Origin of the sequence: Streptomyces mesophilus (genome assembly GCF_040300965.1) — a bacterium.
Taxonomy (GTDB): Bacteria; Actinomycetota; Actinomycetes; order Streptomycetales; family Streptomycetaceae; genus Streptomyces; species Streptomyces mesophilus_A.
This window is the reverse complement of sequence record NZ_JBEPEW010000008.1, coordinates 63,385-89,835: the sequence shown is the minus strand read 5'-3', so window position 1 is coordinate 89,835 and position 26,451 is coordinate 63,385. Positions and strand designations below refer to the sequence as shown.

At 70.7% G+C, this 26,451-nt stretch carries 23 protein-coding genes and 1 tRNA gene; 12 read left to right on the top strand and 12 right to left on the bottom strand.

Annotated elements, in window-relative coordinates:
- The first annotated feature begins 1,714 nt into the window (after nucleotides 1–1,714).
- Nucleotides 1,715–2,998 (top strand): cyclopropane-fatty-acyl-phospholipid synthase family protein, encoded by a 1,284-nt coding sequence (locus ABT367_RS05255; protein ID WP_352249757.1) that lies wholly within the window; start codon nucleotides 1,715–1,717, stop codon nucleotides 2,996–2,998.
- Between the two features lie 67 nt (nucleotides 2,999–3,065).
- On the opposite strand, the gene ABT367_RS05250 is transcribed toward ABT367_RS05255, so the two are convergent.
- Complete coding sequence (locus ABT367_RS05250) at nucleotides 3,066–5,618, bottom strand: ABC transporter permease (protein ID WP_352249755.1); 2,553 nt, start codon at nucleotides 5,616–5,618, stop codon at nucleotides 3,066–3,068.
- Between the two features lie 47 nt (nucleotides 5,619–5,665).
- Entirely contained in the window at nucleotides 5,666–6,436 is a 771-nt protein-coding gene (locus ABT367_RS05245) for an ABC transporter ATP-binding protein (RefSeq protein ID WP_165336266.1), read from the bottom strand.
- A 471-nt stretch (nucleotides 6,437–6,907) separates the two neighbouring features.
- On the opposite strand from ABT367_RS05245, the gene ABT367_RS05240 reads away from it, so the two are divergent.
- From ABT367_RS05240 to ABT367_RS05230, 3 genes are all read left to right on the top strand, one after another.
- Nucleotides 6,908–6,990, top strand: a tRNA-Leu gene (locus ABT367_RS05240).
- Between the two features lie 124 nt (nucleotides 6,991–7,114).
- Nucleotides 7,115–8,323, top strand: a complete 1,209-nt coding sequence (locus ABT367_RS05235) for an NADH:flavin oxidoreductase (RefSeq protein ID WP_352249753.1) — start codon at nucleotides 7,115–7,117, stop codon at nucleotides 8,321–8,323.
- 109 nt (nucleotides 8,324–8,432) lie between these two features.
- Complete coding sequence (locus ABT367_RS05230; RefSeq protein WP_352249751.1) at nucleotides 8,433–9,095, top strand: GOLPH3/VPS74 family protein; 663 nt, start codon at nucleotides 8,433–8,435, stop codon at nucleotides 9,093–9,095.
- 118 nt (nucleotides 9,096–9,213) lie between these two features.
- On the opposite strand, the gene ABT367_RS41430 is transcribed toward ABT367_RS05230, so the two are convergent.
- A complete protein-coding gene (locus ABT367_RS41430; protein WP_374194360.1) occupies nucleotides 9,214–9,288 on the bottom strand; it encodes a 50S ribosomal protein bL37 in 75 nt (24 codons plus the stop codon).
- Nucleotides 9,289–9,507: 219 nt separating this feature from the next.
- Between ABT367_RS41430 and ABT367_RS05225 the strand changes: the two genes are divergently transcribed.
- On the top strand, nucleotides 9,508–10,404 hold the full coding sequence (locus ABT367_RS05225; protein ID WP_352249749.1) for a Bax inhibitor-1/YccA family protein: 897 nt from the start codon (nucleotides 9,508–9,510) through the stop codon (nucleotides 10,402–10,404).
- A gap of 95 nt (nucleotides 10,405–10,499) precedes the next feature.
- Here ABT367_RS05225 and ABT367_RS05220 read toward each other — a convergent pair whose 3' ends face one another.
- The gene (locus tag ABT367_RS05220) at nucleotides 10,500–10,730 is read right to left on the bottom strand and encodes a DUF4287 domain-containing protein (protein WP_165333705.1); all 231 of its coding nucleotides are present in this window, start codon (nucleotides 10,728–10,730) and stop codon (nucleotides 10,500–10,502) included.
- Nucleotides 10,731–10,846: 116 nt separating this feature from the next.
- Between ABT367_RS05220 and ABT367_RS05215 the strand changes: the two genes are divergently transcribed.
- Nucleotides 10,847–11,158 (top strand): hypothetical protein, encoded by a 312-nt coding sequence (locus ABT367_RS05215; RefSeq protein WP_352249747.1) that lies wholly within the window; start codon nucleotides 10,847–10,849, stop codon nucleotides 11,156–11,158.
- 114 nt (nucleotides 11,159–11,272) lie between these two features.
- On the opposite strand, the gene ABT367_RS05210 is transcribed toward ABT367_RS05215, so the two are convergent.
- From ABT367_RS05210 to ABT367_RS05195, 4 genes are all read right to left on the bottom strand, one after another.
- Nucleotides 11,273–12,157: a hypothetical protein gene (locus ABT367_RS05210; RefSeq protein WP_434975404.1), complete on the bottom strand. Its 885-nt coding sequence runs from the start codon at nucleotides 12,155–12,157 to the stop codon at nucleotides 11,273–11,275.
- A gap of 284 nt (nucleotides 12,158–12,441) precedes the next feature.
- The gene (locus ABT367_RS05205) at nucleotides 12,442–13,662 is read right to left on the bottom strand and encodes an acetyl-CoA C-acetyltransferase (RefSeq protein ID WP_352249745.1); all 1,221 of its coding nucleotides are present in this window, start codon (nucleotides 13,660–13,662) and stop codon (nucleotides 12,442–12,444) included.
- Between the two features lie 245 nt (nucleotides 13,663–13,907).
- Nucleotides 13,908–14,324, bottom strand: a complete 417-nt coding sequence (locus tag ABT367_RS05200) for an SgcJ/EcaC family oxidoreductase (RefSeq protein WP_352249743.1) — start codon at nucleotides 14,322–14,324, stop codon at nucleotides 13,908–13,910.
- A gap of 18 nt (nucleotides 14,325–14,342) precedes the next feature.
- Complete coding sequence (locus ABT367_RS05195) at nucleotides 14,343–15,392, bottom strand: SGNH/GDSL hydrolase family protein (protein ID WP_352249814.1); 1,050 nt, start codon at nucleotides 15,390–15,392, stop codon at nucleotides 14,343–14,345.
- Between the two features lie 175 nt (nucleotides 15,393–15,567).
- Here ABT367_RS05195 and ABT367_RS05190 point away from each other — a divergent pair, with 175 nt between their 5' ends.
- Complete coding sequence (locus tag ABT367_RS05190; protein WP_352249741.1) at nucleotides 15,568–16,962, top strand: cystathionine beta-synthase; 1,395 nt, start codon at nucleotides 15,568–15,570, stop codon at nucleotides 16,960–16,962.
- A gap of 359 nt (nucleotides 16,963–17,321) precedes the next feature.
- Here ABT367_RS05190 and ABT367_RS05185 read toward each other — a convergent pair whose 3' ends face one another.
- Entirely contained in the window at nucleotides 17,322–17,786 is a 465-nt protein-coding gene (locus ABT367_RS05185) for a VOC family protein (protein WP_352249739.1), read from the bottom strand.
- Nucleotides 17,787–18,032: 246 nt separating this feature from the next.
- Here ABT367_RS05185 and ABT367_RS05180 point away from each other — a divergent pair, with 246 nt between their 5' ends.
- A complete protein-coding gene (locus ABT367_RS05180; protein ID WP_352249737.1) occupies nucleotides 18,033–18,464 on the top strand; it encodes an excalibur calcium-binding domain-containing protein in 432 nt (143 codons plus the stop codon).
- 133 nt (nucleotides 18,465–18,597) lie between these two features.
- Here ABT367_RS05180 and ABT367_RS05175 read toward each other — a convergent pair whose 3' ends face one another.
- On the bottom strand, nucleotides 18,598–19,026 hold the full coding sequence (locus tag ABT367_RS05175) for a hypothetical protein (protein ID WP_352249735.1): 429 nt from the start codon (nucleotides 19,024–19,026) through the stop codon (nucleotides 18,598–18,600).
- A gap of 236 nt (nucleotides 19,027–19,262) precedes the next feature.
- Between ABT367_RS05175 and ABT367_RS05170 the strand changes: the two genes are divergently transcribed.
- The 4 genes from ABT367_RS05170 to ABT367_RS05155 all read left to right on the top strand — a co-directional run bounded on the left by ABT367_RS05170 (nucleotide 19,263) and on the right by ABT367_RS05155 (nucleotide 24,069).
- Nucleotides 19,263–20,900, top strand: a complete 1,638-nt coding sequence (locus ABT367_RS05170; RefSeq protein ID WP_352249734.1) for an ABC-F family ATP-binding cassette domain-containing protein — start codon at nucleotides 19,263–19,265, stop codon at nucleotides 20,898–20,900.
- Between the two features lie 118 nt (nucleotides 20,901–21,018).
- Nucleotides 21,019–22,506 carry an aromatic amino acid ammonia-lyase gene (locus ABT367_RS05165; protein ID WP_352249732.1) on the top strand — a complete coding sequence of 496 codons (1,488 nt, stop codon included), beginning with the start codon at nucleotides 21,019–21,021 and terminating at the stop codon, nucleotides 22,504–22,506.
- 45 nt (nucleotides 22,507–22,551) lie between these two features.
- The gene (locus tag ABT367_RS05160; protein WP_352249730.1) at nucleotides 22,552–23,391 is read left to right on the top strand and encodes a MurR/RpiR family transcriptional regulator; all 840 of its coding nucleotides are present in this window, start codon (nucleotides 22,552–22,554) and stop codon (nucleotides 23,389–23,391) included.
- 249 nt (nucleotides 23,392–23,640) lie between these two features.
- Nucleotides 23,641–24,069: a VOC family protein gene (locus tag ABT367_RS05155; RefSeq protein WP_352249812.1), complete on the top strand. Its 429-nt coding sequence runs from the start codon at nucleotides 23,641–23,643 to the stop codon at nucleotides 24,067–24,069.
- A gap of 9 nt (nucleotides 24,070–24,078) precedes the next feature.
- On the opposite strand, the gene ABT367_RS05150 is transcribed toward ABT367_RS05155, so the two are convergent.
- Together ABT367_RS05150 and ABT367_RS05145 are read right to left on the bottom strand one after the other, a co-directional pair.
- Nucleotides 24,079–25,287: a hypothetical protein gene (locus tag ABT367_RS05150; protein WP_352249728.1), complete on the bottom strand. Its 1,209-nt coding sequence runs from the start codon at nucleotides 25,285–25,287 to the stop codon at nucleotides 24,079–24,081.
- Nucleotides 25,280–26,374 carry a HesA/MoeB/ThiF family protein gene (locus ABT367_RS05145; protein WP_352249810.1) on the bottom strand — a complete coding sequence of 365 codons (1,095 nt, stop codon included), beginning with the start codon at nucleotides 26,372–26,374 and terminating at the stop codon, nucleotides 25,280–25,282. The genes ABT367_RS05150 and ABT367_RS05145 overlap by 8 nt, the downstream gene beginning before the upstream one ends.
- Nucleotides 26,375–26,451 lie beyond the last annotated feature (77 nt).

The following is a 26,451-nucleotide window of genomic DNA, read 5'->3' as shown; positions in this document are numbered from 1 at the left end:
CCCTTTGGCGGGTCGGGCTCCTTCGGCGTTGGGGCCCTTTGGCGGGTGGGGGCGACTGCAGCTTCGGCGTTGGGGTGCTCATCGGTGGGTGGGGCGACGGCGGGTTTGGCGCTGGCGGCTCTTCGGCGGGTGGGGGGGGGCGACTGCGGCTTGGGTGTTGGGGGGCTCTTCGGCGGGTGGGGCTCCTTTGGTGTTGGGGGTCCTTTGGCGGGAGGAGCCCCTTCGGCAGGAGGAGCCGCTTCGGCGCCGGGGCAACTGGCGGCTGCGTCGGCTTCGTTGTGGACGCGGCCGGGCCCCGTCGGTGGCACGACTGGGGGACCTAACGTCCACGCGATGTCCGATTCGCCCCATACGGCGTGCACAAATGGTCCCCCTTTCGGAGCTGAGCCTGGTTGCGGGTGGGGGGGCTCTGACCGGCATCGGCGAAAGCCAGCCACGACGGCGGGGCAGTCGGCCGCGGCGATAGCGGGCCAGCGCAACCACCCACGGGCCTCAGCCGAGACTTCACAGAACCCGCCTCAGCCGTGACGGGCCCGCAGCCGCCGACGTTCGCCCGCCTGCCACCCACCTGTGGCTCGGTGCCCCGGCGTTCGGTTCCCCTGTCCCGCGTCTCGGGGCGTGACGGGCCCGTATCTTCCGCCTCAGCCGTGACGGGCCCGCAGTCGCCGACGTTCGCCCGCCGGCCGCCCACCTGTGGCTCGGTGCCCCGGCGTTCGGTTCGCCTGTCCCGCGTCTCGGGGCGTGACGGGCCCGTATCTTCCGCCTCAGCCGTGACGGGCCCCTAGTCGCCGACGTTCGCCCGCCGGCCGCCCACCGTGGCTCGGTGCCCCGCGTTCGGTTCGCCTGTCCCGCGTCTCGGGGCGTGGCGGGCCCCTAGTCGCCGACGTTCGCCCGCCACCCACCTGTGGCTCGGTGCCCCGCTCTCCTACGTCTCGGCCGCGACGGGTCCGCAGTCGGGTGCCCGTCTCGCCCCCGCCCCGCGTTCAGTTCGTCTCTCCCGCGCCTCAGCCGCCCGCCCCCGCCCCGCGTCCAGTTCGTCTCTCCCGCGCCTCAGCCGCCCGCCGCCGCCCCGCGTCCGGTTCGCTTCTCTTCCGTCTCGTCGGCGGGTTCAGCTCGGTGGCCAGTTTTTCTGTGCAGGTCGTGGTTGCGGTCCGTGGGTGGTTGCGGTGGCCCGTGGGGTCGGTGGGTGGCTTTCCCGCCGTCGGGGTTTCCTTTCGTCGGTTGCGGTCAGATCGGGGCGGGTTGTCGGTCGCGGCAGGGTGCATGGGGGGGTCCTGGGCGTCCTGGAGGTCCTTGGGCCGCAGTCCTAGACCCGCCCCGTCGCGGAGGGTCCGGGGGCGGAGCCCTCGGTTTCGGGAAGGGGCGGGTAGGGGAAACGCCCGCCGCAGGCACCCACCCGTACCCCCACCCGCCCGCACCGGGCTCCCCACGCGCCCACCCGCAGGCACCCCCCCCGTGAACCCACCCGCCAGCCCGTAACCCCGCCCGCCCGCACGGGCCCCTCGCCCGCCCGCAAGGGCCGCTCGCCCGCCCGCACGGGCCTCCCCCCACCCGCCCGCACACCCCCGCCCAAGCCCTCACCCCACCGCCCCCCCCAGCAGCACCCCCGTCGGAACACCCGAACCAGCCCCAACAGCCCTCTCGGGCTTGAAATCGACGCTTGCGGTGTTTACGTGAAGGAGGAACCGTTCCGAGACAGGGAAGGTGATCCACCATGCCGGACGCCGCGCAGCGGCTGACCACACTCGCCGAGCAGCTCCTGGGGGCCGAGCTGCCCCTACGGCTGCGCGCCTGGGACGGCAGCGAGTACGGCCCCCCGAACACTCCCACCCTCGTCATCCGCCACCGCCGCGCCCTGCGCCGCATCCTGTTCAGGCCGGGCGAGCTGGGTCTCGCCCGCGCCTGGGTCGCCGGTGAGATCGATGTCGAGGGCGACCTGTACGAGGCGCTCGGCGCCATCGCCGGCCTCGTCTGGGAGCGCGACGACCTGCCGGGACCGTCGCTGCGCGATGCGCACACCCGCGCCGCCGTACGCGAACTCGTCCGGCTCGCGGGCCCGTTCCCGCCCCCGCCCCCACCGCGCGAAGAGGTACGCCGCCGCAGCGGCGCCCTGCACACCAAGATCCGCGACCGCCGGGCCATCAGCCACCACTACGACGTCGGCAACGACTTCTACGAGCTGGTCCTCGGCCCCTCGATGGTCTACTCGTGCGCGTACTGGACGGACGGCGGCACCCTCGAGGACGCGCAGCGCGACAAGCTCGAACTCGTCTGTCGAAAGCTCGACCTCACGCCGGGGCAAAGACTCCTCGACGTCGGCTGCGGCTGGGGATCGATGGCGATCCACGCCGCACGCGAGCACGGCGTACGCGTCGTCGGCATCACGCTCTCGCGCGAACAGGCCACGTACGCGAGGAAGCGCATCGCCGACGAGGGCCTCACCGACCAGATCGAGATCCGCGTCCAGGACTACCGCGACGTCCGCGACGGCCCGCACGACGCGATCTCCTCGATCGGGATGGCCGAACACGTCGGCTCGGCGCGGTACCTGGAGTACGCGCGCGACCTGCACGCCCTGCTCAAGCCCGGCGGGCGGCTGCTCAACCACCAGATCGCGCGCCGTCCGCTGGCCGATGAATCGGCGTACAGCATCGACGAGTTCATCGACGCGTACGTCTTCCCGGACGGCGAGCTGTCACCGGTCGGCAGCACGGTGACCCAGCTGGAGACCGCCGGTTTCGAGGTACGCGACGTGGAGTCGATCCGTGAGCACTACGCCCTGACGCTGTGCCGCTGGGTGGCGAACCTGGAGGCGAACTGGCCGCAGGCGGTCCGCCTTTCGTCCCCGGGCCGCGCCCGCGTCTGGCGCCTGTACATGGCGGCGAGCGCGCTGGCCTTCAGACGCAACCGCATCGGGGTGAACCAGGTCCTGGCGGTACGGACGCCCGCGTCGGGTACGTCGGGGCTGCCGCTCAGGGCGCGTACGTGGAAGGGCTGAGCGCATGAGCCGAGGGCCCGGCTCCCCTTCACGGGAGCCGGGCCCTCACCTCGTACAGCCGAAGGAATCACTCGGCCTTGATGGCCTCCAGCATGTTCAGCTTCGCCGCCCGGCGCGCCGGCCACAGCGCCGCGAGGACACCGACCACACCGGCCAGGGCGAGGAAGATGCCCATCCGGCCCCACGGGATGACCAGGGTGTACGTGGTCAGCGCGGACTTGAGCAGCTCGCCCGTGGCCCAGCCGAAGAACAGGCCGAGGCCGATGCCGAGCACACCGCCGAAGACCGAGATCGCGATGGCCTCGAGGCGGACCATCCGCTTGATGCCCTTGCGGTCCAGGCCGATCGCCCGCAGCATGCCGATCTCCTGACGGCGCTCGAACACCGACATGGCCAGGGTGTTGATCACGCCGATCACGGCTACCAGGACGGCCATCGCGAGCAGCCCGTACAGCATGTTCAGGATCATGTTGAAGATGCCGCCGATGGCCTTGGAGATGTCGGCCTTGTCGTCGACGGCGATGGCCGGGTTCTCGCCAAGTGCCTTGACCAGCTTGTCCTTCGTGGCCTCCGAGACGCCGTCCGAGGTCTTCAGCATGACCTGGAAGTCGGCCTCGGTCTTCATGTGCGGCGCGAGGACCGAGGTGTCGACCATCAGGCCCTTGATCATCTCGTTGCCCTCGTAGACACCGACGATGTTCAGCTTGCCGCGCTTGCCGTCCTCGTACATGACGTCGACGCTCTGGCCGTTCTTCCAGCCGTACGCCTTGGCGGTGTCGGTGTCGACGACCGCGTTGTCACCGGTCAGATTCCAGCCGCCGGCCGCGAAGTCCAGCTTGACCAGTTCCTCGATGGTCTTGCCGTTGACGCCGATCAGCTGGTCGGCGCGGGAGCCGCCGTCGGTCGTGTAGACCTCGGTGGGCGACATCCGCAGCGGCGTGGTCGCGGTGACGCCGTCCGTCTTCGCCAGGGTCTTCTCGACCTCGGGGGAGAGCGGGGACTGGTTGGTCATGGAGACCACGTAGTCGCTGCGCAGCGCCTCGGTGGCCATCTTGTCGATGGACTTCTGCAGGGTGCCGGCGATGACCGTGATGCCGGTGAGCAGCGTGAGGCCGATCATCAGCGCCGAGGCGGTCGCGGCGGTACGGCGCGGGTTGCGCACCGCGTTCTGCCGCGACAGTTTGCCGGAGATGCCGAAGGCCTTCAGGAGCGGTGCGGCAACCCCGATGACCGGCCGCGAAAGGAGCGGGGTCAGGACGAAGATGCCGATCACCAGGAGCGCGGCGCCCAGACCCATCGGGAGCTTGGCGTCGGAGGCGGCCATCGTGCGGCCGTACAGGACGGCGGCGATACCGAGGCCGCTGAAGACGGCGCCGATGGTGTTGCGGACGACCAGGCCCTTGGTGGTGGGGGTGGCGTGCAGCGCGTTCATCGCGGCGACGGGCGGGATCTTCGCCGCGCGGCGGCCGGGCAGCCAGGCCGAGAGCATCGTGACGATGATGCCGACGGCGAAGGCGGAGATCACGGTGGCCGGGGCGATGACGGTCGGGCCGTCGGGCAGCCCGACGTTCGTACCGAGGATCGAGCGCATCCCGACACCGATGCCGATACCGGCGGCCAGACCGACCACCGCGGCGACCAGACCGACGAAGAACGCCTCGGCCAGTACGGAACGGGTGATCTGCTTACGGCTCGCGCCCACCGCGCGCATCAGCGCGATCTCCTTGGAGCGCTGGGCGACCAGCATGGTGAAGGTGTTGGCGATGATGAAGATGCCGACGAAGAGCGCGACTCCGGCGAAGACCAGCATGAAGGTCTTGATGCCGGAGGTCTCGGCGTCGATGTCCTTCTCCTGGTCGGCGACGAGCTTGTCCGCCGTGTCCAGGTCGGCCGTCTTCGGCACGGCCGTGGCCAGCGCGTCGCGCAGCTCGGCCTGGCTGGTGCCGGGGGCCGCGCTCACCTGGATCTGGTCGTATTCGCCGGGCTTCGCGAACTGCTTCTGGGCCGTGGCGTTGTCGAAGGTGACCAGGGTGCCGCCGGCGGAGACCGAGCCGTTGTCGTCGGCGTCGAAGATGCCGGTGATCTTCGGGGTGATCACCGGTCCGTTGACGGAGAGGCGGACGGTGTCGCCCACCTTGTAGCCGGCGCGCTCGGCGGTCTTGGAGTCGAGCGCGATCTCGTTCGCGTTCTTCGGACCGGTGCCGGACTCCATCGGGTAGCGGTCGTCCTTGCCGTCCTTGCCCGGCAGGTAGTTGGTGCCGGTGGAGGCCCACCCGTCACCGACGAGCTTGCCCTTCTTGTCGGCGACGGCGGTGTAGCCGGAGATCGAGCCGGTCGCCGACTTCACGCCGGTGGTGGCCTCGACCTTGTCGAGCAGGTCCTGGGTGAGCTTCGGCGCCTGGCCGGGCTTGCCCTCTTCCTGGTTGCGGCCTTCCTTGGGCGTGATGACGACGTCGACGTCCTTGTAGTTCGTCGACGCGTTGTTCTTGATGGCCTGGGAGACGGAGTCGGTGAAGACCAGGGTGCCGGACACGAAGGACACGCCGAGCATCACGGCGAGCACGGTCATCAGCAACCGGGCCTTGTGCGCGAAGACATTGCGCAAGGCAGTACGGAACATGTGAAGTCTCTTGTCTCTGTACGGAGTTGACTGCTGGTCTCGGACGCTCAGCTGGTGCGGCCCTTGGCGTCGAACCGCTTCATGCGGTCGAGCACGGAGTCGGCGGTCGGCTCGTACAGTTCGTCGACGATGCGGCCGTCGGCGAGGAAGACGACGCGGTCGGCGTAGGCGGCGGCCACGGGGTCGTGGGTCACCATGACGACGGTCTGGCCCAGTTCGCGTACGGAGTTGCGCAGGAATCCGAGTACCTCGGCGCCGGAGCGCGAGTCCAGGTTTCCGGTCGGCTCGTCACCGAAGATGATGTCGGGCTTGGAGGCGAGCGCGCGGGCCACGGCGACGCGCTGCTGCTGGCCGCCGGAGAGCTGCGAGGGGCGGTGGGAGAGGCGGTCCTTGAGCCCGACCATGTCGATGACCTGCTGCACCCACTGCTTGTCGGGCTTGCGGCCGGCGATGTCCATGGGGAGCGTGATGTTCTCGTACGCGGTGAGGGTGGGCAGCAGGTTGAAGGCCTGGAAGATGAACCCGATCTTGTCGCGGCGCAGCTTGGTGAGCTGCTTGTCCTTGAGCGATCCGAGTTCGGTCTCGCCGATGCGTACGGAGCCGCTGCTGAAGGAGTCGAGTCCGGCCACGCAGTGCATCAGGGTGGACTTGCCGGAGCCGGAGGGGCCCATGATCGCGGTGAGCTGCGCCTGGCGGAAGTCGACGGACACGCGGTCCAGGGCGACCACCTGGGTCTCGCCCTGGCCGTAGACCTTGGTCAGCTCGGTGGCCCGGGCGGCTACGGCGGTGGCCTGGCTGGCGAGGGGGGTGGTGGTCACGGGGGCGGACTCCTGTTCGGGACGGGGAAAGGGACTCTTTCGAACTCGTCCCATCGTCTCCGCGTAAATCCCGTGTGAAGTCAGCCGCAGCTCTGGTTCCAGCGGCCCTCTTGAGGCTGATGGTCAGACCCCTGGCTCATCCCCAGGTATGAGGGTCGACCCTGAGTTGCTGGTCCTTCGGGTGGTGAGGGGAGGGGGCCGGGCCTCGGGCCTCGTGGGGGTCGGGCTTCGGATCGGAGGGGGACGGAAGGGGTCCGCTTGGGCAAGGGGCGGGTTTCCGTCAATCCTGTGCGGGCCGGGGTGCCCCCGTGGGGTGAGCGCGTACCGCACGCACCATGCAGACTCGACCATCCGTCACATCTGACGCACCGTCAGTCGTCAATAAAATAAGACAACATCGGTCTGTCGTTGCGCTGTTCGGGGGAAGTGTCCGGATAGGCTCGGACTCCGCTTCAGGCGATCCCGCGGCCTGCCCGGATGGTGGAATGCAGACACGGCGAGCTTAAACCTCGCTGCCCCTCGGGGGCGTACCGGTTCAAGTCCGGTTCCGGGCACCTTCGCAGGGTGCGGATTCGGGTGCGGGTGCGGGGAGGCCGCCCCCTGAGCGAGCACCCCACAACCTCGCCGGATCCCGCTTCGGGTGCTGACGGGGTGTCAGGTGTCTGGGATGCTGCCGCCATGACAGACGTCCCGGGAGTGAGTGATGGCGCGTTCGCGGTGCCGGACATCTTTGACGCGGCGCGCATAGGTCCCCTGCGGCTGCGGAACCGGATCATCAAGGCGGCCACCTTCGAAGGGGTGGTGCCGGAGGGGCTGGTCACCGATGGGCTGATCGACTACCACCTGGGGCCGGCGGCCGGTGGTGTGGGGATGAGCACCGTGGCGTACTGTGCGGTGGCGCCCGAAGGGCGTACCCAGCGTGGGCAGTTGTGGATGCGGCCCGAGGCGGTGCCCGGGCTGCGACGGCTCACCGAGGCGGTGCACGGGGCCGGGGCCGCGGTGGCGTTGCAGCTGGGGCATGCCGGGCCCGTGGCCGACGCGCGGTCCAACGGGGTGCGCGCGCTGTCGCCGATGGGGGAGTTCAGCCCGGTGAGTCTGCGGCGGAACCGGGCGGCCACCGTGGAGGACCTGGAGCGCGTCGCGCGGGCGCATGCCGATGCGGCCTGGCAGGCCGCGGAGGCCGGGTTCGACGCGGTGGAGATCCACCTCGGCCACAACTATCTGGCCAGCGCCTTCCTCAGCCCCCGCCTCAACAAGCGGACGGACGACTACGGCGGCTCGTTGCGCAACCGGGCCCGGTTCTCCCTGGCCGTCGCCGCGGCGGTGCGGCACAAGGTGAAGGACCGGATCGCCGTCACGGCGAAGCTGAACATGACCGACGGGGTACGGGGCGGGCTGACCGTGGAGGACAGCCTCCAGGTCGCCGCGTGGCTGCAGGAAGAGGGCTCGGTGGACGCGCTGACGCTCACCGCGGGCAGCTCCCTGCTCAACCCCATGTACCTCTTTCGCGGCGGCGCACCGGTCAAGGAGTTCGCCGCCCGGTTCCCGCAGCCGCAGCGCCTCGGCATCCGCCTGGCGGGCCGGTCGTTCCTGCGCGCGTACCCGTACGAACCCCTGTTCCTCCTGGAGCACGCCCGCCGGTTCCGTCGCGAACTGACCTTGCCCCTGGTCCTGCTCGGCGGCGTCACCGACCGCGAGGGCATGGACAGGGCGATGGCGGAGGGCTTCGAGTTCGTGGCGATGGCCCGGGCGCTGCTGCGCGAGCCCGGCCTGATCCACCGCATCCGCAGCGACTCCGCGACCCGCTCGCTCTGCATCCACTGCAACCGCTGCATGCCCACCATCTACACCGGCACCCACTGCCCGCTGATCCCCGCCGCCACGTGAAGGTCGCGATCACTTGAACTTCGTACGGTGCGGGCATCAGGATCCTGAGTGACCAGCGTCGGACACGGCGCGCACGCACATAGATGCACACGCACAAAGGGGTACGGGGATGACCATCACGCTGGCCGAAGAGATCATGCTGCTGTCCTTGGACGACGAGTCCGGGTCCGCCCAGCAGAAGCAGGCCGCCGCCTGGGCGGTAGCGGGCGGGATCCTGCTCGAGCTGGTGCTCGCCGGGCGGGTCTCGGTGAGCGGGAAGCAGCTCGCCGTCGTGGACGCGGCGCCGACCGGGGAGCCCCTTCTCGACGGGCGCCTCGAGCAGATCCGGGCCTGGATCGGGGACCGCGGCAAGCGGCGCGTGAACGACTGGCTCATGAAGGAGCAGGGCAAGGTCATCGCCCCGACCGTCGAGCGGCTGTGTGCGCGAGGTGTGGTCGTGGAGGAGAAGCGCAAGGCGCTGGGGATCTTCCCCGTACGCCGCTATCCCGAGGCGGACGCGACGGTCGAGACCGAGCTGCGGGAGCGCCTGGGTGCCGTCGTGCTCGAAGGCGCCGAGCCGGACGCGCGCACGGCGGGCCTCGTCGCCCTGATCCACGGCGCCGGTCTGCACGCGTCGGCCTTCCCCGGCCGGCGCCGCAAGGAGCTCGCGCCCCGGATGGAGAAGGTGGCGGCCGGGCAGTGGGCGGGCGAGAGCGTCCGGGCCGCCATCCGTGACATGCAGGCGGTGATGGCCGCGGTGACGGCCGCCACCGTGGCGACTGCGGTCAGCTAGCCCTCGGCGGTCGTCAGCCGGTCACCAGACCCCCGGCAACTGCACAGCGCACGGCCCGGCACGGACGAAGGACCGCGTCCCGAGAGGGACGCGGTCCTTCCAGTGGGTGAAGCGCGGCTCAGGTATTGGGGCGCTTGCCGTGGTTGGCCTTCTTCTTCTTGCGGGCCCGGCGCTTGTTGCCTCGTGCGGACATGGGTGGCCTCCCTTGTTGTGGGGGTTGGGGCGGTTTGCCCATGCCTTAGTGAGTGTAGGGGCGAGGGGTGCGACGGGCTCGGGGGAGCGGATTGGAACACCGGGCGGGTGGGACTCGTTGAGAGGGATGGGAAAGATCCTCCCTGAGCACTAGGGTGCATCTTTTGCTAACGCATTACTCTTGACCTAAGGCCACGCAGGGTGGCCATGGAGGAGTGAAATGAGGAGCAGCAACCCGGTCTTCTCGCGACGGGGGTTCAGCCGCGACAACGGCCAAGCGGGCTTCAACGCCGGGCCGCAGGCCGGGGGCCCCGCCGTAGGCACGCAGGGCAACCCGTACGCGGGTGGTAGCCCGTACGGTCAGCCGACCGCCGCGCCTACGAACCCCTACGCGCAGAACCCGTACGCGCAGCAGGACCTCCAGCACGGCGCCCCGCAGGCACCGGTCACCACCGGCAACCGCATGACGATGGACGACGTGGTGTCCCGTACGGGCATCACGCTCGGCCTGGTCATCGCCGGCGCCACCGTCGCCTGGGTCACCAACCTGAACCTCGGCCTGGCCGTCGGCGCCGGTCTCGTGGCGATGGTCCTGGCCCTGGTCCAGTCGTTCAAGCGCAAGCCGATCCCGGCCCTGATCCTGACGTATGCCGCGCTCGAGGGCCTCTTCCTCGGCGCGATCAGCAACTACGTCGACACGTTCGTCGCCCCCGGCGCCGCCATGCAGGCCGTCCTCGGCACCATGGCCGTGTTCGTGACGATGCTCGTGCTCTACAAGACGCGCATCGTCCGGGTCACCGCGCGGTTCACGCGCTACCTGATCATCGCGACCACCGCGTTCCTGGTCCTGACCGCCGTGAACCTTCTGTTCATGGTGTTCGGCGGCGGCGACGGCCTCGGCTTCCGCAGCGGCGGCCTCGGCATCGTCTTCGGCATCGTCGGCATCCTGCTCGGCGCCTTCTTCCTCGCCCTGGACTTCAAGCAGGTCGAGGACGGCATCGCCTACGGCGCTCCGCGCGAGGAGTCGTGGATGGCGGCCTTCGGCCTCACCATGACGCTGGTGTGGATCTACCTGGAGATGCTGCGGCTGATCTCGATCCTGCAGGGCAACGACTGACCGCAGGACCAGTAAGGCAGTAACCACATGAAGGGGCTCCCGGTGCGAACCGGGAGCCCCTTCACGTATGCAGGCGTCAGTCTCGTCGGTCGGTCTCAACGCAGCCTGCGCGCGGCCCTCCTCATGTCGTGCTCATGGATGATCGCTTTGGCGTGGCCATACGCGAGGTCGTACTCATGGCGGAGCCAGCTGACCTTCTCGTCGAAGCGGAGAAACGCGGGGCCGTCGTCAACGGCGCGCAGCCAGTCGGACACTTCACGGCCGGTGCAGTGGGGGATGCGGGCGAGCAGGTTGCGATGGGTCTCCTCGGAGAAGACAAGGGACATCGGCGCCTCCGGACGCTGGCGTATCGGGCGTGTGGGGTCGGCAGTCCTCTTCACGCCACCGTGCCTGAGCGTTTCCGTGTTGGCAATGCCCCGTAGGAGGCGCATAGGGTCGCTCCGTGCTTGATACGACGCCTCTGAACGCTGCCGTGGACCGCTTCGCCGACCATCTGCGGGCCGCGCCGCAGAGCCGGCTGCAGAGAGGCGCGGCGACCGAAGCGCTCGCTCTGGCCAGCGAGTTGGCACGGCGTGCCCAGATCATCGAGGGCGTCGAGGGGGAGCCGTACGCGATGCCCGACGCCGGGATGTTCGCCGTTGCCGATCAAGTCACCGTCGCCGGGCGGGACTTGGCTCTCGTACTGAAAAATCATGAGGAGCTGGCGGAAGCGGTCGCGCTGGTTGAGGAGGCGCAGAAACGCGCCGGTGTGTGAGCGGTGAACAGCAGTGCGCCGGGGTGCCCTTGAGGGGGCGCCCCGGCGCACTTGCCGTATGGGGGTCGAGCTCGGATCACGCAGCAGCGAGGACGTCACACAGGAGGAGTGACCTCACGCAGAGGCGATGACGCGGTCCGCCAGGATGTAGACGTTCTCGTCGCCGCACGCGAACGTCAGCGAATAGGCGCCGGAGACTCCGGAGCCGCCGAGCAGCACCGGGGTGTCGCCGCCCTGCAGGGCGGCGGCCAGGCGCTCCGCCGTCTCACGGTGACCGGGGGTCATGCAGAGCGTGGTGCCGTCGGTGAAGACATAGACGTCGAGCGTGCCGAGCGGACCCGGACGGACGTCGCACAGCGCGGTACGGGCGTCGGCGAGCGCCGCGAGACGGGCCGCCGTGTGCTCGTGGTCGCCGCCCAGGGCGGCGCTCTCCTTGGCGGGACCGACCGACTGCACCGGGACGAAGTCCGGGTGCGAGGGGTGGCGCCGGCGGGCCGCGGCGAGCTCCGGGGAGTCGCCCGGGTACTCGTCGGCCGTGGCCGGCTCCTCGGCGGTCTCGGCCAGTTCGAGCTCGAAGCCGAGCTCGCGCTCCAGGCCCGGGAAGTCCGACTGCTCGAGGCCGGCGAAGTCCGCCTGGCGCGGCAGGAACAGCTCCTCCGCCAGGTTCGGCGGCAGCGTGCCGAGCAGCGAGGGGGCGTCGGCGGCGTCCCGCGCCTCCTGGGCGGCCCAGAACGCACGGGCCTCGGCCAGCTCACGCTCGCGCTCCTCGGCCAGGGCCTCGGCGACAGCGCTGCGTATCGCGGCGACATCGGGGGCGTCCGCGGCCGAGCGGGCCATGGGCACCCGGGCCTGGCCGGACGCGGCGCGGTCTGCGGCCAGCTCGGACCGCAGTGCCGTTATCTGCTTGTTCAGGCCCCGCACGCTGTGCAGCGCCGCGGCGCCGACCATGGCCGTGGCAGCGGCGATGGCGAGCAGCAGGACACTCAAGGTGACACTCACTGACGTACTCCTGGTTTCAAAGTCGACCCCCGACTTCCTACATCAGCTTGTCGTGCAGCCTTAAAGCTTGTCAGTGGAGAAGGTCACGAATCGGACGGGTCCTTGGACCTCACCCATACGGGTGTAAGGCTCTGACCTGGGGAAATGTCGCTCCCCCAGGACATTGGTCACATCCTGGGGGAGATTGGGTCACGGCCCGAGCTCGGTCGTGGCAGGTCAGGGACCCATCGTGACCGCACGGTGACTGGCTGAGTGCGCGGTGACCGGCCGGGGTGCCTCGGTGACTAGCTGAGGCGCTCGATGACCATCGCCATGCCCTGGCCGCCGCCGACGCACATGGTCTCCAGACCGAACTGCTTGTCGTGGAACTGCAGGCTGTTGATGAGCGTGCCGGTGATGCGGGCGCCCGTCATGCCGAAGGGGTGTCCGACGGCGATGGCGCCGCCGTTGACGTTCAGCCGGTCGATGTCGATGCCCAGATCGCGGTACGAGGGGATGACCTGCGCCGCGAAGGCCTCGTTGATCTCGACCAGGTCGATGTCGCCGATGGTCAGACCCGCGCGCTTGAGGGCCTGCTTCGAGGCCTCGACCGGGCCGAGGCCCATGATCTCGGGGGACAGGCCGGTCACGCCCGTGGAGACGATGCGGGCGAGCGGGGTCAGACCCAGCTCGCGGGCCTTGGTGTCGCTCATGACGACCACGGCCGCGGCCCCGTCGTTCAGCGGGCAGCAGTTGCCCGCGGTGATCATGCCGTCGGGGCGGAAGACGGGCTTGAGGCCCGAGACGCCCTCGAGGGTGACGCCGGCGCGCGGGCCGTCGTCCTTGGAGACGACCGTGCCGTCGGGGGTGGTGACCGGGGTGATCTCGCGCTCCCAGAAGCCGTTCTTGATGGCTTCCTCGGCGAGGTTCTGCGAGCGGACGCCGAACTCGTCCATGTCGCGGCGCGTCACGCCCTTGATGCGGGCGAGGTTCTCGGCGGTCTGGCCCATGCCGATGTACGCGTCGGGCAGCAGGCCGTCCTCACGCGGGTCGTGCCAGCTCGCGCCGGTGGACTGGGAGACCTCGACGGTACGGGCCTCGGCCTCGGCGAAGATCGGGTTGTGCGTGTCCGGCAGGCCGTCGGATGAGCCCTTGCCGAAACGGGAGACCGTCTCGACACCGGCCGAGATGAAGACATCGCCCTCGCCGGCCTTGATCGCGTGCAGCGCCATCCGGGTCGTCTGCAGCGAGCTGGAGCAGTAGCGGGTGACGGTGCAGCCCGGCAGGTGGTCCATGCCCATCTGCACGGCCACGATCCGGCCCAGGTTGTGGCCCTGCTCGCCGCCCGGCAGACCGCAGCCGAGCATCAGGTCGTCGATGTCCTTGGGGTCGAGCTCGGGGACCTTGGCCAGGGCGGCCTGGATGATCGTGGCGGTCAGGTCGTCCGGGCGCAGGTCCTTCAAGGAGCCCTTGCCGGCGCGGCCGATGGGGGAGCGGGCGGTGGAGACGATCACGGCTTCGGGCATCACGGGCTCCGGTTCTCGGGGGGCGGCGGCGGGCGTCGGGGCGGCTCGTGCTTCTGACTCCCGCTTCGGGCTTGGCCGAGGGGGAAGTTACCCGTACGTACGGTCAAGGTCACCGGGTACGGGCTGTGACGCCTGCCTCTTTCTGAGCGTGCGCTTAGACGTGCGTTCCTAAGCGTACGCTCAGGAGGCGGCTTTGCGGTATGGGTGCCGCCCACGCAAAACCGCCTCCGGGCCCGTGGCCCTGGTCACCCCGGCAGCTGTTCCGTGTTCTGGTTGGCCGTGAGCAGCCAGCGGCCGTCCTCCTTGGCCATCACGTACATCGGGGAGGTCGGGTTGCCCGTGGGTTCGCCGTCGAGCGTCAGGTACTGGCCGCGGGCCTTCACCGCGGCGACGTCGGGGCGGATGAACAGGACGTCCACCAGCTCGTAGCGGACCGAGCCGTTCGCCATCGAGCCCGGCAGCGCCTTGTGCGTGAACTCCGCGATCTCCTTCAGGCCCCAGAGCACCTTGCCGTGCGCCGTCGTCCAGACGGCGTCGGCGCGGAACAGGCTCAGGAACTCTTCCGGGAGCTCGTTGACCTGTGAGTGCTCGATGGTGTCGATGACCTGCTCGATCGCCTTCAGGTCGGCCTGCGTGTCTGTGTTCGCTGTCTTCGTGTCCATGCCGAGCAGCCTCGTACCTCAATCAAGCTTGAGGTCAAGCGAGTTGGTGTACGAACTCTGCGCGGGTGTCGGCTCCGGCTCCTCGATCCGCTGACGCCGCCGCCGCTTGAGCAGGGCCCACGGACCCCGGGGCCCGGTCGGCATCGCCGCGGTGACCTCCGTACCGCCCTCCGAAGCCGCCTCGGCCGCGGCGCGCGCGACCGGCAGGAAGCCCTCGTTGCGCGTGACGTCCGGGCGCTCCTCCTCCGCCGGCCACAGGCCGAGCGAGGCGCAGACCGTGGGCAGCACCGCCATCGCCGCGGTCGCATAGCCCTCGGCGGACGGGTGGTAGTTGTCGAGCGAGAACATCTCGCGCGGATTCGCCGAGAACTCCGGGCCGAGCAGATCGCCCAGGGACACGGTGCGGCCGCCCTGTTCGACGGTGCCGATCGTCTGGGCGGCCGCGAGCTGACGGGAGACCCGGCGGGCCAGCCACCGCAGCGGCTGGTACACCTGCTCCACCGAGCCCAGGTCGGGGCATGTGCCGACCACCACCTCGGAACCCGCCGTACGAAGACGCCGTACGGCCGCGGCGAGATAGCGGACGGACTTGGTCGGGGGCATCCGGTGCGTCACGTCATTCGCACCGATCATGATCACGCAGACGTCGGGGGCCGGATCGCTGTTGGCGAGCACCAGCGTCACCTGACGGTCCAGATCGTCGGACTGGGCGCCCGGCAACGCCACGTTGACCAGCTCGACCGGGCGCTCCGCCACCGCCGCGAGCCCCTGCGCGAGGAGTGCACCCGGAGTGTGCCGGGCGCGGCGCACGCCCTGGCCCGCCGCCGTGGAATCACCCAGCATCGTCAGGCGCAGCGGGCGCGAGCCGTCCTCGTACGAACGCCCGTACACACCATTGGCGCGCGGCGGGATGGGCGCGACCCCATTGCCCACCGAACGCTTCGCCAGCTGGACCTCCGCGAGCACCAGGCCCACCGTGGCCGCGCCCACAAGTCCGATACCTCCGCCGCCGAATGCCGCACCCGCGGCGATCCGCCGTGCCACCCTCGCCCTCGACATGGACCGCAGCCACCTCCCTTTCACACGCCGGCGTCGCACACCGCCGTACAAGAACTGCTTGCCCCGTCGGCCAGGTCGCCCAATCTCGGTCGAGCAGAGTGTCCCTCCCCGCGCTTGACGGAGACTTAAGCTGACGGCCGTCCCAGGCAAACACCGCAGAACGCCGCAGAACCCGGAGACAACGGTGCAATTCCACGACTCGATGATCAGTCTCGTCGGCAACACCCCGCTGGTGAGGCTCAACAAGGTGACCGAAGGCATCAGGGCGACCGTCCTGGCCAAGGTCGAGTACTTCAACCCGGGCGGCTCCGTGAAGGACCGCATCGCGGTACGGATGATCGAGGCCGCAGAGAAGAGCGGTGAGCTGCAGCCCGGCGGCACCATCGTCGAACCCACCTCGGGGAACACCGGGGTTGGCCTGGCGATCGTGGCCCAGCAGAAGGGCTACAAGTGCATCTTCGTCTGCCCGGACAAGGTGTCCACGGACAAGATCAATGTGCTGCGCGCGTACGGGGCGGAGGTCGTGGTCTGCCCGACGGCGGTCGACCCCGAGCACCCCGACTCGTACTACAACGTCTCCGACCGCCTGGTCCGTGAGACCCCCGGCGCCTGGAAGCCCGACCAGTACTCCAACCCCAACAATCCGCGCTCGCACTACGAGACCACCGGTCCCGAGCTGTGGGAGCAGACGGCCGGAAAGATCACCCATTTCGTCGCAGGCGTCGGCACCGGCGGCACCATCTCCGGCACCGGCCGCTATCTCAAGGAGATCAGCGACGGCCGGGTGAAGATCGTCGGCGCGGACCCCGAGGGCTCGGTCTACTCCGGCGGATCCGGCCGCCCGTATCTGGTCGAGGGCGTCGGCGAGGACTTCTGGCCGACCGCGTACGACAGCGAGGTGACGGACCGCATCGTCGCCGTCTCCGACAAGGACTCCTTCCAGATGACCCGCCGCCTCGCCAAGGAGGAGGGCCTCCTGGTCGGCGGCTCCTGCGGCATGGCGGTCGTGGGCGCGCTCGAGGTGGCGCGCGAGCTGGGCGAGGACGATGTGGTGGTCGTGCTGCTGCCGGACTCGGGGCGCGGGTATCTGTCGAAGATCTTCAACGACGAGTGGATGGCGGACTACGGCTTCCTGGAGGACTCCGGGGCGTCCGCGAGCGTCGGCGACGTGCTGCGGTACAAGGAGGGCGCGCTGCCGCACCTCGTCCATATGCACCCCGAGGAGACGGTCGGGGAGGCGATCGAGGTGCTGCGCGAGTACGGGGTGTCGCAGATGCCCATCGTGAAGCCGGGCGCCGGTCACCCCGACGTGATGGCCGCGGAGGTCGTGGGCTCGGTGGTGGAGCGGGAGCTGCTCGACGCCCTCTTCGCCCAGCGCGCCTCCCTGAGCGATCCCCTGGAGAAGCACATGTCCGCGCCGCTGCCGCAGGTCGGGTCCGGTGAGCCGGTCGGCGATCTGATGGCGGTCCTCGGCGCGGCGGCCGGAGCGGATGCGGCGATCGTGCTGGTGGAGGGGAAGCCCAAGGGAGTGGTGAGCAGGCAGGATCTGCTGGCGTTCTTGGCGGGTGGCGCCAAGTAAGCGGATTTTTTACGGAGTTGGGTCCGGCGTCGTGGAAAAGTGCACGCACGCGACATGTGTGCGCAGCACGCGCTTAACACGCGTCCGGCATTGTTCTGGGTGTCGGCAGGAACGGGGAGCGGCTCCCCCGGACCAGGCCGGCACCGAGCGGCGCAGGACCTCCGGAGCGGCTCCCGGACCTCCTCGACGCCATGGGCGCGATACGCCGGCCCTGACCCGGCCCGCGTCCGCTCGCGGGGACCGCCGTCGTCCCGCCCCCCGTCACACGGGGGTGCGGCGGCCCCCGCGAGATGCTCTGTCTTTTTGCGGCTGATCCGCCGCCGCTCTCGCGCGCGAGCCCCATTCCCGCCGTCCTCGCTCTAACAGCCGTCGCCGAATGCCGTCTCGTCGATGGCCGGCATCGGGGTGCCGCCGGGGTTCCAGGTCTCGAGGAAGCCCGGCTGCAGGGCCAGGTCGAGGAGTTCGACGCGGGCGCCGACGGAGTCCATACGGTGGTACGCGAAGGCGCGGCCGTAGGGGCAGCCGTTGAACTCCTCGGGGAATCCTTGCCGTTCGAGCCGGGCGGCGCCTTCGGTGAGCGACGTCGTCCAGAAGCCGAGGTGGTCGAAGCGGGGCCCGTCCGAGGCGTCCCAGGGGCTGCCGGGCGGGCCCTCGATCAGCTCGATGAAGGGCGCGTCGCCTCGGGTGAAGGTGAGGCGGTAGTCCCAGTCGCCCAGGCGGTGGGTGCGCGGTTCGTGCCACTCGACACCCGCGGCGAGCGTGAAGTCACGTATGGCGGGCTCTAGTTGGGGCACGACGAAACAGACGTGGTAGAAGGCGGTCATCAGGGCAGCATGGCATCCGCGTGCTGTGGATACCGGTACGTTCGGACAGGTCGCCCCGGGGCTTTGGGCCCTTGTGAAGGGACGTTCGCCCCCGTCTGCCGGGCATCGCGTATGCCTAGATTTGGGAGGTTCTTACTCCCCGCTTACAGAAGGCGTGCCGGCACCGTGACCACCCCGAACTGGAACCAGACCCCCGACTGGAATCGGAACCCTTACGACGGCCCTCGGCCCGGATCCGCGCGTGGCATGAGCAAGCGCCGGTGGATCACCGTGTGCGCGGGCGGGGCGGTGGCGGCGTTCGTTCTGGGGGCGGTGGCCGGCGGTGGAGGGTCCGCCACGGCGGGCGAAGCCGAGCCGGCGCCGACCGTGACACGGACGGTCACGCAGACCGCGACCGCGACACCGGATCCCGCCCCCACGGTCACCGTGACGCAGACCGCCGAGCCGACGGCGACCCCTACGGTGACGGAGACCGTCACCGAGGCCCCGGCTCCGCGCACGGGCACCGGGAGTTCCGTATCCGGTGGTGATGCGGGAGCAGGCGTGGGTGGGGGAGGCGCCGTGTACTACAAGAACTGCTCGGCGGTCAGGGCGGCGGGCAAGGCGCCGATCCACCGCGGCGAACCGGGGTACGCCCGCCACTTGGACCGGGACGGCGACGGAGTGGGCTGCGAATAGGGCGGCGAAACGCACTCGGCCGGACCGAGCACCGCTCGGCCCGGCCGGTCCGCGTCCTGAGGCCGTTCAGTCCGGCCGGTCCGCGTCCTGAGGCAAGGCCGTTCAGTCCGACGGCCCGCCTCCTGAGCGCTGCTCAGTCCTCCCAGTCCGAGTCCTGCCCCCGCGACCGCCGCTCCCGTCCGAAGCTCGGGAACCTGTGCATCGCGTGGACCGCGTTCACTCCCACGATGCCGAGCCATGCGACGAGCAGGCCCGGCAGGTCGGCGTTGACCGCTGCGATGGCCGAGAGGGGGATGGCGAGGATCAGGGAGACGATCGCGAAGCCGAACCGCTCGCCCCAGGCGTCCACCGAGCCGCGCGGGCCGCGGGCCTCGCGGGCGACGGCCATCTGCTGTTCCGCCATCAGACGGCGCATCCGGCGGTCGACCGTGGCGTCCAGGCGGTCCTCGACCTTCGCGAGGAACGACTCGACCAGCGCGGGTTCGTACTCCTCGCCGAGCTCCCTGCGCGTGTGCAGGGTCGCTTGGAGTTCCTTGTTGAGCTCAGCGTCTCGGGCTTCCATAAGAAGAAACGGTACGAAGCGGGGGCGCGGAACGCAGTGGGGCTAGCCCCCCGATTCGGGGTCGGGCAGACCCGCCGCCGGGGCGGGCCTCGGAGCCCGGTGCGCCCGGCCGGGCAGAGGGCCGCGCGCATAATCCGGGCAGGGCCGCGCGCACAGTCCGGGCAGGGTCGCGCGCACAGTCCGGGCAGGGCCGCGCGGATAAGCCGGGCAAGTCGCGCGGATAAAGTGGCCCGACTATGACTGCCACTCTCGTCGCCAGGAAGCTCACCGCCGCGCACGGCGAGCGCACCCTCTTCGCCGATCTCGACCTCGTCGTCGCGCCCGGCGACGTCATCGGTCTGGTCGGTGTCAACGGCGCCGGGAAGTCGACCCTGCTGCGGATGCTCGCCGGGCTCGACGCCCCCGAGACCGGCGAGCTGCGTCTGTCCCCGCCCGGCGCCGCCGTCGGGCACCTTCCCCAGGAGCCCGAGCGGCGCGAGGGCGAGTCCGTACGCGACTTCCTTGCCAGGCGCACCGGTGTGGCCGCGGCGCAGACCGAGCTCGACGCGGCCACGCAGGGTCTCGTGGACGGGACGCCGGGCGCGGACGACGCGTACGCGGACGCCCTCGACCGGTGGCTGAACCTCGGCGGCGCCGACCTGGACGAGCGGGCCCAGGAGGTCGCCGACGACCTCGGCCTCGCGGTCGGCCTCGATCTGCCGATGACCGCGCTGTCGGGCGGTCAGGCCGCCCGCGCCGGGCTGGCCTCGCTGCTCCTGTCGCGCTACGACGTCTTCCTGCTCGACGAGCCGACCAACGACCTCGATCTCGACGGTCTCGAGCGGCTCGAGAAGTTCGTGCAGGGGCTGCGCGCCGGCACGGTCGTCATCAGCCACGACCGCGAGTTCCTCACCCGTACGGTCACCAAGGTCCTCGAACTCGACCTGGCGCAGCAGCAGATCAACCTCTACGGCGGCGGATACGAGTCCTATCTGGAGGAGCGCGAGCGCGCCCGCGACCACGCGCGCGAGGAGTACGACGAGTACGCCGGCAAGCGCTCCGCCCTGGAGAGCAGGGCCGCGATGCAGCGCGGCTGGATGGACAAGGGCGTCAAGAACGCCCGCCGCAAGGCCCCTGACAACGACAAGATCGGCAAGGCCTTCCGCAGCGAGGCGAGCGAGAAGCAGGCCTCCAAGGCCCGCCAGACGCAGCGCGCGATCGAGCGCCTCGACGTGGTCGAGGAGCCGCGCAAGGAGTGGGAGCTGCGCATGGAGATCGCGGCGGCCCCGCGCTCCGGCTCCGTGGTCGCCACGCTGCGCGACGCGGCAGTACGGCGCGGGGAGTTCGGCTTCGGCCCGGCCAGCCTGCAGATCGACTGGGCGGACCGGGTCGCCATCACCGGCGCCAACGGGGCGGGGAAGTCGACCCTGCTCGCGGTGCTCCTCGGCCGCCTGTCCCCGGACTCCGGCTCCGCGTCCCTCGGCTCGGGTGTGCTGGTCGGCGAGGTCGACCAGGCCCGCGGCCTGTTCCTCGGTGAGGAACCGCTCCTCGACGCGTTCTGCGCCGCCGTACCCGACACCGAGCCGGCCGAAGTGCGCACCCTGCTGGCCAAGTTCGGCCTGAAGGCGGCGCACGTGACCCGCCCGGCCGCCACGCTCTCTCCCGGTGAGCGCACCCGGGCGGCGCTGGCGCTGCTCCAGGGCCGCGGGGTGAACCTGCTGGTCCTCGACGAGCCCACCAACCACCTCGACCTGCCGGCGATCGAACAGCTGGAGTCCGCTCTGGAGGCCTACGAGGGCACCCTGCTCCTCGTCACGCACGACCGCCGGATGCTCGACGCGGTCCACGTGACCCGACGCCTGAGGGTCGCGGACGGAAAGGTCACCGAGCTCTAGGGCCCGTTCTGCCCGGGGGGGTCGGCTTCGCCGGAGTGCCAGGTCCCTTGCCTCCACTGCATATGTTCATGCAGAGTTCCTGGTCACTGAATAGTTCGGCCGGACCGGGGAGGGCGTGGTGGAGCAGCACAGGCTGTCGCAGGCGTCGCAGCCGACGGCTTCCGTCGTCCTCGACGGCCGCGGCCTGGCCGTCGCCGATGTCGTACGGCTCGCCGAGGGCGCGGCGCGTCCCGTCCCCGCCGCCGACGCCCTGCGGCGGGCCGAGGACGCCTGGTCCGCCGCCCGTGAACTCGCCGTGTCCGGCCGCGTCTACGGCCGTTCCACCGGCGTCGGCGCCAACCGGAACGAACACGTGCCCGCCGAGGCCGCTGCCGAGCACGGCCTCAGGCTGCTGCGCTCGCACGCCGGAGCGATCGGCGCACCGCTGCCGGCCCGTGAGGTCCGCGCGATGCTCGCCGTACGCGCCAATCAGCTGCTCGCGGGCGGCGCGGGGCTGCGGCCCGCCGTCGTCACCGCGCTCTGCGACGTCCTGGCGAGCGGCGCCCACCCCCTGGTCCGCGAGTTCGGCTCGGTCGGCACCGGCGATATCGCCGCCCTCGCCCAGACCGGGCTCGCCCTCGCCGGCGAACACCCCTGGGCTGCGGGACCCGCGCCCGAGCCGCTCGCGCTCGACCACAACGACGCGCTCGCGCTGATCAGTTCCAACGCGCTCGCGCTCGGCCAGTCCGCGCTCGCCCTCGGGGAACTGCGGCGCCTGGTCAGGGCCACCCAGGTCGTCGGCGCACTCTCGCTGCTCGCGGTCGACGGCTCGTACGAGGCGTACGCGCAGCCGGTGCACGCCGCCCGCCCGCACCCCGGCTCGGGCGGCGTCGCCGCCCGCAGCCGCCGCCTCCTCGGCGCGCCCGCGCGCCCGGCGCCGCCGCCCGGCCGAATCCAGGACCCGTACGCCTTCCGCTGTCTGCCGCAGATCCACGGCCCCGCCGAGGACGCCGCCGACGCCCTCGAAGCGACCCTCGCCATAGAGCTCAACGCCGCCGCGGAGAACCCACTGATCCGCGCCGACGAGCCGGCCGCGTACCACCACGGCGGTTTCTATCTGGCCCAACTCGCCCTGGCGCTCGACCACTTCCGGCTCGCGCTGATGCAGGTCGCGCACCTGTCGGCCGCGCGTCTTTCGGCGCTCAACGAACCGGGCCTCACCCGCCTGCGGCCCTTCCTCGCCGCCGATGAGCCCGCCTCGTCGGGCGTGATGATCCTCGAATACGCGGCCACGGCGGCCCTCGGCGAGCTGAGGTCCTTCGCGCACCCCGCCTCCCTCGGCCATGCGGTGCTCTCCCGGGGCGTCGAGGAGCAGGCCAGCTTCGCCTCGCTCGCCGCCCGCCAGACCCTGCGGTCAGCGGCTCCGCTCCGGCTCGTGGTGGGCTGCGAACTGGTCGCGGTCATACGGGCGCTGAGGATGCGCGGACTGCGCCCCGACCCCGGGCTCCCGGTGGGCCGGGCCTGCGCACTCGCCGAAGACCTCCTCCACGGGGGTCTCCAGGACCGCCCGCTCACCGATGATGTGACGGCGGCAGCGGAGCTGCTCGACCGGTTCGCCGACCTGTAGAGCTCCGAACAGAAACCAGCAGTAGTCCGTGTCGTACGAGGGGCCATGACCATGACCGACACCCCGGCCACCCGCCTTCAGGAGCTGTTCGAAGGCCACCGTCTGACGCCCACCCAGCGCCGGATCGCGCACTGCATGGTGCGCCGTGCCGCGGACGTGCCGTTCCTGTCCTCGGTGGAGCTCGCCGAACTGGCCGGCGTCAGCCAGCCCTCGGTGACCCGCTTCGCCGTGGCCCTCGGGTTCGACGGCTATCCGGCGCTGCGCAAGCATCTGCGGGACGTCGCCCCGGCGGACGCGGGCGGGAGCGCCGAACTCAACGAGTACCAGCAGGCCGTCGAGGCCGAGATCGAGAACCTGCGCCATCTCGCCTCGGTCCTCGCGGACCCCGCGCCGGTGGAACAGGCCGGCGCCCTGCTCGCCGCATCCCGCCCGCTGCCGGTCCTCGGTCTGCGCGCGGCCGCGTCCCAGGCGTACGGCTTCGCGTACTTCGCGGCCAAGGTGCACCCGGACGTACGCCTGCTGCACGAGGGCGGCACCATGCTGGCCGACCGTCTGGAGGCCGCGGCCCGCGCGGGCGCCACGGCCGTCCTGTGCTTCGCGCTGCCGCGCCATCCGCGCGAGGTCGTCGAGGCACTCACGTACGCGAAATCCCTCGGCCTGACCGTCGTCACGGTCGCCGACTCGGCCTTCGCCCCGGTCGCCAAGGTCTCCGACCTGCTGCTCCCGGCGGCGGTCGGCACGGGCCTCGCCTTCGACACGGTGTGCGCGCCGATGCTGCTCGGCCGGGTCCTCCTGGAGGCCATGTGCGACGGCCTTCCGGAGGCGCAGGCACGGCTCGAGGCCTTCGATACGCGGGCGGCGGAGCGAGGACTGTTCGTCGAGTAACACTCGTACGGCATGCAGGAGTTGGGTTCCGAAGGGGTGATCCATTCGGTGCTTGACCTGAACCAAACTTGAGCTTCTAGGTTTCTTGTCAGCACCGCAGGAACTGTTCCGGCGGAGCTTTCAAGGAGGTTCGCCATGACCGGGAACGCACCCCGCACCCAGACCGCGCAGAGCACCGCGACCGCCTCGACCGCCGCGCCGGCGACGGAGATCCCCGACCGCTACCGGTACGCCGTGATCCCGCACATCATGGTCGACGACGCCGCCGCGGCGATCGAGTTCTACGGGCGGGCCTTCGGCGCCCGTGAGGACTTCAGGATCGACGCCCCGGGCGGCGGGGTCCTGCACGCCGAGATCGCGGTCGGGCAGTCGGCCCTGATGCTGGGCGACGCCGGCGTGGACGAGGCGGACGGCGCGGGGCTCGCCTCCTTCTTGGCGCCGGCCTCGCTCGGCGGCGGCACCTCCGTGACGCTGCATGTCTTCGTGCCGGACGTCGACGGCCTCGCGCAGCGGGCGGCGGCTGCGGGCGCCGAGATCCTCGTACCGCCGGAGGACACCTTCCACGGTGACCGGTCCACCATCCTCAAGGACCCCTTCGGGCACATCTGGGTGTTCCTGACGCACATCGAGGACGTCTCCGAGGAGGAGATCCAGCGCCGTCTGGCCGCCGCCGGATGAGCGCGTCCGTCACTGCCGGCGCCTTCGGCGGCGCGTGCGTACCCAGGTGACCGCCCACAGGACGTGCAGCCCGCCGAGGAACACCAGGACCGCCGCCGCGTCCAGGTTGGCGGAGACCGGTCGGCCGGGTCCGAGAGCGGACACGGCGCCTGACAGCAGCGTGAGGTCGGCGGGCAGGGTGATCGCGGCCAGGAAGCCCAGACACGCCACTGTGCCGACCACGAGGACCACGGTGTAGACCCGTACCGCACGCCGTTCGTGGCGGGGCAGCGAGGCGCTCGGATCGCCGGCGGGCGATCCCGGGCGGGGCGTTCGGCGCAGCAGGCGGCGCCCCACATAGGCGGCGTACGCCACGCCCTCGCCGTAGAGGTCACGGCAGCCGGTCAGGTCCTGCAGCACGAAGTACAGGTCGGTGCGCATGAAGACCATCAGCTGGAACGGCAGGGGCAGCAGCGCCGTCAGCGCGAGAGCCAGGAGGACCCGGTGCGGGAGTGTCCCGGGCACCACCGCGGCCGCGCCCAGGACGGCGAGCGCGAACATGGTCAGGTTGACGGCGATACCTGCCAGATAGGCGGTCAACCGATGCCGGCGCGGGGCCAGTTCTATGCCGCTGATATCGGTCTGCAGCACCAGGAACTGCAGTCTCGTGCCCAGCTCGATGCGGCCGGGGACCCCGGTGGCCCGGGCGGTCAGCAAGTGGGCGAGTTCATGGACGAAGAGCAGTGTCCATCCGGCGGCAGCGTGCAGCGCGAGGACGAGGCTGCCGTGCGAAGTCCACAGCAGGGTGCGGAAGTCGAGGGCGAGTTCCGGCCGGGTGGCGATGAGGAAGAGCGCCGTCGCGACCAGCGCCCCGGCCGTGACCGGGAGCGCGGGGTGCAGCGTCCAGCGCACATGGCGGGGGCGCAGCCGGGCCAGCGGAGGTGGTTTCGGCTCGGTGGCGGGCACAGGGTGTCCGTCCACCTCGGCGACGAACTCCAGGTCGATCAGGGCTGTCACGAATTCCGGTACGTCGACGTCCTCGCCCGTCTCCTGCCGCAGGCGTACGCCGACGTCCGGGACGGTCAGGCCTTCCTGGAGCAGCTCTATGACGCGCTTGCCGGCCGCGGGCAGGGCCACGAACCGCCCTGTGGCCATCCGGCCGACGATCCACTCGTCACGATCGTGCCGGCAGGCCAGCTCGTGCAGCCGGACCGCGGTCGGCGTCCTGACGTCAGCCAAGAGCGTTCCCGCAGGCCGGGCAGTCGGGAAGGCGCTCGAACCGTTCGAGGACCGGGTCGCCGGGCACCATGAGGTTGATGCCGAATCTGAACCCGGGCTCCATGGCGGGCACCCCGGTCAGCAGGGCGAGGGCGGCATGGGTCTGCAGGGTGCCGGACAGGGCCGCCGTGACGGCGTTGGCGGGGTTCCAGTCAAAGCGCGGCGATGCGACCTCCTCGTCCTGGCCGGGTCCGACCCGCAGATCGCGGCGTGCCACTTCGCCCGCTCGGTGGCATTCCCAGCAGGGACCGACTCCGGGCATGTGCACGCCCACCGTGACCAAGGGGCCGTGATATCCGGCGTCGACCCAGGGGGTGCCCGTGGCCAGGCAGACGCGATTGGCCCACCTGCGGATGGCCGGCGGCCGGTCGGCCGCGAGGAGCAGCAGGTCGTAGCCCGGGCTCAGGAGATCGGCCAGGTCGTCGCGATCACGCACTTCACGGCGCTCTCCGGTGACCGCCACATCGGAGTTCCTCGCCCGCAACGCCTCAAGGGCGGCGTCGAGTTTGGGCAGTCCGACGTCCTTCTCCACGAAGAGCGGCTGCCGGTTGAGATTCGACGCCTCCACCACATCCGGCTCCACGCAGTGGATATGTCCGACGCCGGAGGCGACCAGGGTCTGGGCCGCGTATCCGCCGGTGCCGCCCAGGCCCAGGAGGAGGACGCGCGCCTTGCGCAGCTTCAGCTGTACGTCCCAGGGGCCGGTGCGGGGCGTGAGATCCATCCACCGCTGCAAGGGGATGCTGCGGCTGTAGCGGACCTGCTCCCGCTCCGAGAACTCGGGCGGGATCCGGGCGGCGGCGTCCTCGAGGAACCCGGCCGACAGGAGGTCGGCCACGGCCTCGCGAAGGTCCTCCGCCGGCACCTGCGGGTGTGCCTCCCGCACCGCGGCGAGGACCGCGCCGAGGGACCGGGTCCCGTCCATGGCCTCGATCAGCGGCCATACCCAGCCGTCGGGGTCGAGGATCTCGGCGCCGATGCCGTAGATCACGCTTCCGATGCGGACATGGCCGTCGGCGGTCCGGTAGGCCCGGTGCTCCGGCTTCACCCGGGGGCGCTCGATGCTGTGCAGGCCGACTGTCACAGAGACCCCTCCGGTTGGCGATAAGCGCTCTTGACACTCTG

Excerpts from the sequence above, each read along its gene's own strand:
- ABT367_RS05205 (WP_352249745.1), bottom strand. The coding sequence starts at position 13,662 with ATGCCCGAAGCCGTGATCGTCTCCACCGCCCGCTCCCCCATCGGCCGC.
- ABT367_RS05230 (WP_352249751.1), top strand. The coding sequence starts at position 8,433 with ATGACCATCACGCTGGCCGAAGAGATCATGCTGCTGTCCTTGGACGAC.
- ABT367_RS05235 (WP_352249753.1), top strand. The coding sequence starts at position 7,115 with ATGACAGACGTCCCGGGAGTGAGTGATGGCGCGTTCGCGGTGCCGGAC.
- ABT367_RS05175 (WP_352249735.1), bottom strand. The coding sequence starts at position 19,026 with ATGGAAGCCCGAGACGCTGAGCTCAACAAGGAACTCCAAGCGACCCTG.
- ABT367_RS05180 (WP_352249737.1), top strand. The coding sequence starts at position 18,033 with ATGAGCAAGCGCCGGTGGATCACCGTGTGCGCGGGCGGGGCGGTGGCG.
- ABT367_RS05160 (WP_352249730.1), top strand. The coding sequence starts at position 22,552 with ATGACCATGACCGACACCCCGGCCACCCGCCTTCAGGAGCTGTTCGAA.
- ABT367_RS05200 (WP_352249743.1), bottom strand. The coding sequence starts at position 14,324 with ATGGACACGAAGACAGCGAACACAGACACGCAGGCCGACCTGAAGGCG.
- ABT367_RS05170 (WP_352249734.1), top strand. The coding sequence starts at position 19,263 with ATGACTGCCACTCTCGTCGCCAGGAAGCTCACCGCCGCGCACGGCGAG.
- ABT367_RS05220 (WP_165333705.1), bottom strand. The coding sequence starts at position 10,730 with ATGTCCCTTGTCTTCTCCGAGGAGACCCATCGCAACCTGCTCGCCCGC.
- ABT367_RS05255 (WP_352249757.1), top strand. The coding sequence starts at position 1,715 with ATGCCGGACGCCGCGCAGCGGCTGACCACACTCGCCGAGCAGCTCCTG.
- ABT367_RS05225 (WP_352249749.1), top strand. The coding sequence starts at position 9,508 with ATGAGGAGCAGCAACCCGGTCTTCTCGCGACGGGGGTTCAGCCGCGAC.
- ABT367_RS05155 (WP_352249812.1), top strand. The coding sequence starts at position 23,641 with ATGGTCGACGACGCCGCCGCGGCGATCGAGTTCTACGGGCGGGCCTTC.
- ABT367_RS05250 (WP_352249755.1), bottom strand. The coding sequence starts at position 5,618 with ATGTTCCGTACTGCCTTGCGCAATGTCTTCGCGCACAAGGCCCGGTTG.
- ABT367_RS05185 (WP_352249739.1), bottom strand. The coding sequence starts at position 17,786 with ATGACCGCCTTCTACCACGTCTGTTTCGTCGTGCCCCAACTAGAGCCC.